This window comes from Tahibacter caeni, assembly GCF_024609805.1.
Lineage (GTDB): Bacteria > Pseudomonadota > Gammaproteobacteria > Xanthomonadales > Rhodanobacteraceae > Tahibacter > Tahibacter caeni.
Genome location: NZ_JANFVR010000299.1, coordinates 1 through 5,934, shown reverse-complemented (window position 1 = coordinate 5,934; position 5,934 = coordinate 1). Strand labels below are relative to the sequence as shown.

Genomic DNA, 5,934 nt, shown 5'->3' with positions numbered 1-5,934 from the left:
TGCCGCACCGCGCCATCGGCGTGCGCGGCATCGTGCGGCCCCGGGCCGGCGCTCGTGCCGGCTCCGCTTCAGTGCGCCGCGGCCGCGAGCGGCAGCTCGAACGCGAACACGCTGCCGCCGCCGGCGCGCGGCTCGAACCATAGATAACCGCCCATCTGCTCGATGTCGTCGCGCGCGATCGCCAGGCCCAGGCCCGTCGACAGGCTTTCGTCGGCGTCGGTGCCCGCATGCGTGATCCGCGCGAAGCGCTGGAACAGCTTGGTGCGCTCGGCGGCCGGAATGCCCGGGCCGCGGTCCATGACGAAGACGCGCGCATAGCCGGGCCGGTCGGCGTCGAGCTGCACGTCGATGCACGAGCCGGTCGGCGCGTAGCGGATCGCGTTGGCGATCAGGTTCTGCAGCACGTTGCGCAGCGCGGCCGGGTCGCCCTGCGCGGCGAGCGGCGCGCCGCCGCGCAAGAGACGTACGCCGCGCGCCTCGGCCGCCGCCTGCTGCCGTGCGATCGCGCGGTCGGCGAGCTGTCCGAGGTCGACGACGGCCGACTCCAGGGTGCGCACGCGCTCGATTGCCGCGCGCCGCTGCAGGAAGCGCTGAATGAACTCGATCGCCTCGTCGCAGCAGCTGACGATGTCGTCGACGAGGCCCGCGTGGCGCCCGGCGTCGATCGTGGGCCGGCGCAGCATCTGCGCGGCGAAGCGGATGTTGGAGATCGGATTCTTGAGGTCGTGCGCGACGATCGCGGTGACGTCGTCGCGCTCGCGCACCATCAGGCGCAGGTGTTCGGTCGCGCGCTTGAGATTGACGTGGGTGCGCACGCGCGCGAGCAGCTCCTCGACGACGAAGGGCTTGGTGATGTAGTCGACCGCGCCGAGCTCGAACGCGCGCACGAGAAATTCGCGGTCGGTCGCCGCGGTCAGGAAGATCGCCGGCACCTCGAGCAGGTTCGGATCGGCCTTGAGCCGCCGGCACAGTTCGAAGCCGTCCATGCCCGGCATCATCATGTCCATGAGCACGAGATCGGGCCGCCGCGCCTGGGCCCGGGCCAGCGCCTGCTCGCCGGAATTGGCCGGCATCACGTCGTAGCCGGCATCCGACAGCATGTGGCCGAGCAGCTGGATGTTCGCGGCCTGGTCGTCGACGATCAGGATCAGGGGTTCGCGAGCGGGAGCGGAGAACGGCATCAGGCGGGGTCCTGCAGGTAGGCGGCGAGATGGGCGCGCTGGGCCGGGAAGTCGGTCAGCGTGGCTTCCAGCGCGATCGGGTCGAACTGCGCCGCGGCCGACTGCAGCCGGCGCGCATAGCGCGCCAGCGCGGCCGAGCCGCAACGTTCGGCCAGCGCGAGCAGCTGCTCGGCGAGCCGCGTGGTTTCGCGCACCGCCAGCGACGCGCGCAGGCGCGGCCAGGCTTCGCGTTCGAGCCGTTCGAGCTCGGCGACGACCTCGGCCACGGCCTGCGGCCGCTGCGGTGCCTCCTCGGCGGTCGCGTCGGCGCGCGCGGCGCTGCCGGCGGCCGGAGCCGGCAGTACGCGGCGCAGCTCGGCCATGAGCCGCTCGCGCGTGATCGGCTTGCGCACGTAGCCGTCGAAGCGTTCGCGCAGGCGGCTTTCCTCGCCGAGCAGGCTGGACGCGGTGACCGCGATGACCGGCGTGCGCGCGAGCTCGCCGTCGGCACGGATCTGCTCCAGCGCCGCCACGCCGTCCAGGCGCGGCATGCGCAGATCCATCAGCACGACCGACGGCCGGTGCACGCGGGTCAACGAGACGGCCTGGACGCCGTCCTCGGCCATGATCAGCCGGTGCGGCGATCCGCGGAACAAGGCGTCGATGAGCTGCCGGTTCAACGCGACGTCGTCGGCGACGAGAATGGTCAGCGGCGGCAGCGCCTGCAATTCCGCACCGTCGACCGGCGCGCCCTCGGCCAGTACGGCCAGCGGCACGCGCGGCAGCCGGATGTGGAAGCACGAACCCGTGCCGGGCTCGCTGTTCAGCCCGATCTCGCCGCCCATCAGATGCGCGAGCTGGCGCGTGATCGACAGGCCCAGGCCGGTGCCCTCGCGCTGGTTTGCGTCGGCCGCGGCCTGGGTGAACGGCTCGAAGATGGCCTCGTGATCGGCCGCCGCGATGCCGACGCCGCTGTCCTCGACCTCGATCAGCAGGGTCGCGTGCAGCTCGCTGTCCGGATCCGGCGTCGCGCTCGCGCGGATGCGCACGTAGCCGTGGTCGGTGTACTTGACCGCGTTGCCGACGAGGTTGAACAGCATCTGGCGCAGGCGCGCCTGGTCGAGTTCGACGCCGTCGGGCACCGACGCGTCGACGCGCGCATCCAGGCGCAGGCCCTTGTCGGCGGCGAGCTGGGAAAACAGCAGCTCGGCGCTCTGGATCAGCTCGCGCACGTTCATCGGCGCCGGGCGCACGTCGAGCTTGCCGGCCTCGATGCGCGACAGGTCGAGCACGTCGTTGATCAGCGCGAGCAGCGAACGTCCGCTCGTCACGATCGCGTCGACGTAGCGCCGGTCCTGCGCGTCGGTCACGCGTTCGGTCAGCAGCTGGCTGAAGCCGAAGATCGCATTCAGCGGCGTGCGGATCTCGTGGCTCATGTTGGCGAGGAACGCGCTCTTCTCGCGGCTCGCCCGGTCCGAGCGCGCGGCCGCCTCGCGCAGCCGGGCTTCCTGGCGCAGCGCGCGCAGATGGCGGCGCAGCAGCACGACGCCGGCGAGGCTCGCGACGATGGCCAGGCCCAGCGAGGAGAAGATCGACACGTTGCGCTGGGCCATCGCGTGTTCGAGGTAGGCCTGCTTCTCGGCGATCAGTCCGCGCGCGTCGAGCGTGAGCCGGCCGATCGACCGGCGTATGTCTTCCATGGCCTGGTTGCCGAAACCCGTGCGCATGACCTTGAGCGCCTGGTCGGGGCCGTGCTCGCGATAGATCGCCAGCGAGGTCGCGATCTCGCCGCGCTTGGTGGCGAGCGCGTTCTCGATCGACGCGAGTTCCTCGCGCGCCTCGGGGTATTCGCCGAGCGCCTCGTCGACGGCGCGGAAGTCCGCGCCGATCTGGCGCTCGGCCTCGCGGTAGGGCTGCAGGTACTGCTCGTCGCCGGTCAGCAGGTAGCCGCGCTGGCCGGTTTCCAGGTCCACCGTGCGCGCGAGCAGCACCGACAGGCGCTTGGTCGCCTCCTGCAGCTGGGTCACTTCGTGCAGGGTCGAGGACATCTGCGCGCCGCTGCTCAGCGCGGCCCAGCCCACGCCGAGCAGCAGCATCAGGGCGAGCGCGAACAGCAGCAGATAGCGCTGCCAGCCGTCCCAGTCGGGCGATCCGGCGTCGATCCGCTCTGCGGTGGGGTCGGCCAAACGCGTGCTCCGGTCGAAAGGCGGTGAGGCAGGCCGGGCGTTTTGCACGGGCTGCGGACCGCCGCATGGGACTAGTGCAACCTCGGGCAGCGCTATGGCCAAGTAAAATCAATGGCTTGGAACGCTGTTGGGGCTGGCACGAAGGCTGAACTCCTGGGACTGTAAGCCACCGAACCTGATGGAGTCGTCATGAACACCAAACCGCTGTTGCTGATCGCCGGCCTGAGTGCCGCGCTGCTGCTGACCGCTTGCGACCGTCCGGAAGATCCGGCCAAGACCCGCGCCGACGTGGCCAAGGCCCAGGCCGAGGCCGGCCAGAAGATGCAGGACGCCCGCGCCGAAGCGAACAAGGATGTGGCCGGGGCCCAGGCCGATCTGGCGAAGGTCCAGGCCGACGCGAACAAGGACCTCAGCAAGGCCGAGCGCGAGGCCGGCGAGCTGCGGGCGGAGGCGAACAAGGAAGTCGGCACGGCCACGGACAAGGCCGGCGGCAAGATCACCAAGGAAGAGGCCGAGCTGCTGCGCACGCGCGCCAAGGCCGACTACGACGTCGCGAAGACCGACGCCGAAGCGGCGAAGAAGGTGGCCGACCAGCGTTGCGATGCACTGACCGGCGCGGCCAAGGACGACTGCCAGTCCAAGGCCAAGGCCGACTACGACACGGCCGTCACCGCGGCCGAGACGCGCCGCGACGAGCGCCTGCGCGAGGCCGACGCGATGGCCGACGCCGGCAATCGCTGACCCGAATCCCGAATCCGCGGGCCGGCCGGTGCCGGTCCCTCAACCCCGGTCTACGAAAAGGACTGCACCATGAAACTCATGCTCAAGAGTGTCGCTGCGCTGCTGCTGCTCGTCATCGGTTCCGCGTCGCTGACCGCGTGTCACACGATCAAGGGCGCCGGCAAGGACGTCGAGAAGGCCGGCGAGGAAATCCAGAAGGCTTCCGACAAGGCGCGCGAGCACTGAGTCAGTTCCGCCGCCTGTCCGCCGTTCCCGATCGGACCGCGTCCTGCCGCGCCACCTCGCGGCACGACACGGAGCCCCGGCCTCAGGGCCGGGGCTTTTCGTTTGGCGGAACGAGGGAGCGTGCGACACCTCGATGCCGGCTGGCGCAAGCCGGCGCCGGCGGCGGCTCAGGCGCCGGCCGGCAATCCGAGCAGCAGCGCCAAGCCCAGCGCGATGCGGTACCAGGCGAAGGCCGTGTAGCGGTGCGTGCGGATGTAGCCGAGCAGCCAGCGCACGGCGACGAACGCGGTCACGCAGGACACGGCGAACGCGATGCCGAGCAGGCCCCAGTCCTCGCGGATCTCGCCGTGCTTCAGGGTCTTCAGCAGCTCGTAGCCCGAGGCCGCGAACATGGTCGGAATGCCGACGAGGAACGCGAACTCGGTCGCCGCGGCGCGGCTCGTGGTGCCGGCCAGCAGGGCCACGAAGATCGTCGCGGCCGAACGCGAGGTGCCCGGAAACACGCCGGCGACGACCTGCAGCAGACCTACCAGTGCGGCCGTGCGCCAGGCGATCGTCGTGACCTCGGGCCGGTTCGCGACCAGCCGTTCCGCCGCGAGTATCCAGATGCCGCCGATCACGAGCGCCCAGGCCACTGGCGTGACCGCGTCGGGCAGCTTGAACCCGGCCTTGGCGACGGCCAGGCCGAGCACGGCCGTGATCGCGAACGCCAGCAGCAACTTTGCAGCATAGTCCCTTTGTTCACTAGCGCCGAAACCGACGGCGAGCTGCCACAGCCGCTGCCGGTAGATCAGGCAGACCGCGAGGATCGCGCCGGCCTGGATCGCGATGTTGAACAGATCCGAGCGTGCGCCGAGCCAGTGCTCGGCGATCAGCAGATGGCCGGTGCTCGAAATCGGCAGGAATTCGGTGATGCCCTCGATGAGGCCGAGGAGGATGACGCTGAGGATGTCGTTCATGCGGGACGCGCGCTTGCCGGAACCGGCCGGGCAGCTAGCTTAGCGGTTCGGCGCGGCCGGCTGTGTCCGGGCGGCGGCGGATTGCCGGCCGTTCGATGACGGTTATGCTGGCGCTTCCCCGTCTGCCGGAATCGCCTCATGTCCGTCCTCGCCTGGTGCTGGCGTTGCGAGAAAGTCGTGGCGATGCTCGATGAAGTCGAGTGGCAGCGCATGGAGCCGCTGCTGCAGGAAGATCTGCGGGAGATCAAGCAGTACCGCAGCGATACGGGTGCCCCGCTCGACGAGGCGCTGCGGCAGCCGCACGGACTGGCCGCACTGGCCGAATACCGTGCGGTCACCGGCGTCGAGGAAACTCGCGTCGACGCGATCCGCCACCATCGCCGCAGCCTGCACGGCCCCGAATGCCCGACCTGCGGCAGGCCGCTGCGTACGCCGCAGGCGAGCTACTGCCTGCCTTGCCATGCCGAGGCCGTGCGCGCGGCCGGCACGGCAGAGTAGGGAGCATGCAGACGAACGGGCAGATTGTGCCGCGACGCGGCCGTGTACTGGTGCTCGGCGCGGGCGGTTTCATCGGCGGCTTCGTCGTCGCGGCGCTGCGCCGCGACGGCTGGGACGTGCTGCGCGGCCTGCGGCCGCGGTCGCCGCTCGCGGCCGACGAGCGCG

6 protein-coding genes are annotated in these 5,934 nt (G+C 70.7%); 3 read left to right on the top strand and 3 right to left on the bottom strand.

The genetic code is table 11. The annotated features are described in order from the left end of the window. Window positions 1-68: 68 nt before the first annotated feature. Together NON22_RS19190 and NON22_RS19185 are read right to left on the bottom strand one after the other, a co-directional pair. The gene (locus NON22_RS19190) at window positions 69-1,181 is read right to left on the bottom strand and encodes a hybrid sensor histidine kinase/response regulator (RefSeq protein ID WP_257388575.1); all 1,113 of its coding nucleotides are present in this window, start codon (window positions 1,179-1,181) and stop codon (window positions 69-71) included. Next, window positions 1,181-3,346 carry an ATP-binding protein gene (locus NON22_RS19185; RefSeq protein ID WP_257388574.1) on the bottom strand — a complete coding sequence of 722 codons (2,166 nt, stop codon included), beginning with the start codon at window positions 3,344-3,346 and terminating at the stop codon, window positions 1,181-1,183. Before NON22_RS19185 ends, NON22_RS19190 begins: the two co-directional genes overlap by 1 nt. A gap of 189 nt (window positions 3,347-3,535) precedes the next feature. Between NON22_RS19185 and NON22_RS19180 the strand changes: the two genes are divergently transcribed. Next, a complete protein-coding gene (locus NON22_RS19180) occupies window positions 3,536-4,087 on the top strand; it encodes a hypothetical protein (protein WP_257388573.1) in 552 nt (183 codons plus the stop codon). Window positions 4,088-4,156: 69 nt separating this feature from the next. Then, window positions 4,157-4,312 carry an entericidin A/B family lipoprotein gene (locus tag NON22_RS19175; RefSeq protein WP_257388572.1) on the top strand — a complete coding sequence of 52 codons (156 nt, stop codon included), beginning with the start codon at window positions 4,157-4,159 and terminating at the stop codon, window positions 4,310-4,312. A 167-nt stretch (window positions 4,313-4,479) separates the two neighbouring features. Here NON22_RS19175 and NON22_RS19170 read toward each other — a convergent pair whose 3' ends face one another. Further along, entirely contained in the window at window positions 4,480-5,271 is a 792-nt protein-coding gene (locus tag NON22_RS19170; RefSeq protein ID WP_257388571.1) for an undecaprenyl-diphosphate phosphatase, read from the bottom strand. Between the two features lie 138 nt (window positions 5,272-5,409). Between NON22_RS19170 and NON22_RS19165 the strand changes: the two genes are divergently transcribed. Next, the gene (locus tag NON22_RS19165; RefSeq protein WP_257388570.1) at window positions 5,410-5,769 is read left to right on the top strand and encodes a hypothetical protein; all 360 of its coding nucleotides are present in this window, start codon (window positions 5,410-5,412) and stop codon (window positions 5,767-5,769) included. Window positions 5,770-5,934 lie beyond the last annotated feature (165 nt).

What these genes read in the sequence shown, in the direction of transcription:
- NON22_RS19180 (WP_257388573.1), top strand. Translation starts at nt 3,536, where the DNA reads ATGAACACCAAACCGCTGTTGCTGATCGCCGGCCTGAGTGCCGCGCTG.
- NON22_RS19165 (WP_257388570.1), top strand. Translation starts at nt 5,410, where the DNA reads ATGTCCGTCCTCGCCTGGTGCTGGCGTTGCGAGAAAGTCGTGGCGATG.
- NON22_RS19175 (WP_257388572.1), top strand. Translation starts at nt 4,157, where the DNA reads ATGAAACTCATGCTCAAGAGTGTCGCTGCGCTGCTGCTGCTCGTCATC.
- NON22_RS19190 (WP_257388575.1), bottom strand. Translation starts at nt 1,181, where the DNA reads ATGCCGTTCTCCGCTCCCGCTCGCGAACCCCTGATCCTGATCGTCGAC.
- NON22_RS19170 (WP_257388571.1), bottom strand. Translation starts at nt 5,271, where the DNA reads ATGAACGACATCCTCAGCGTCATCCTCCTCGGCCTCATCGAGGGCATC.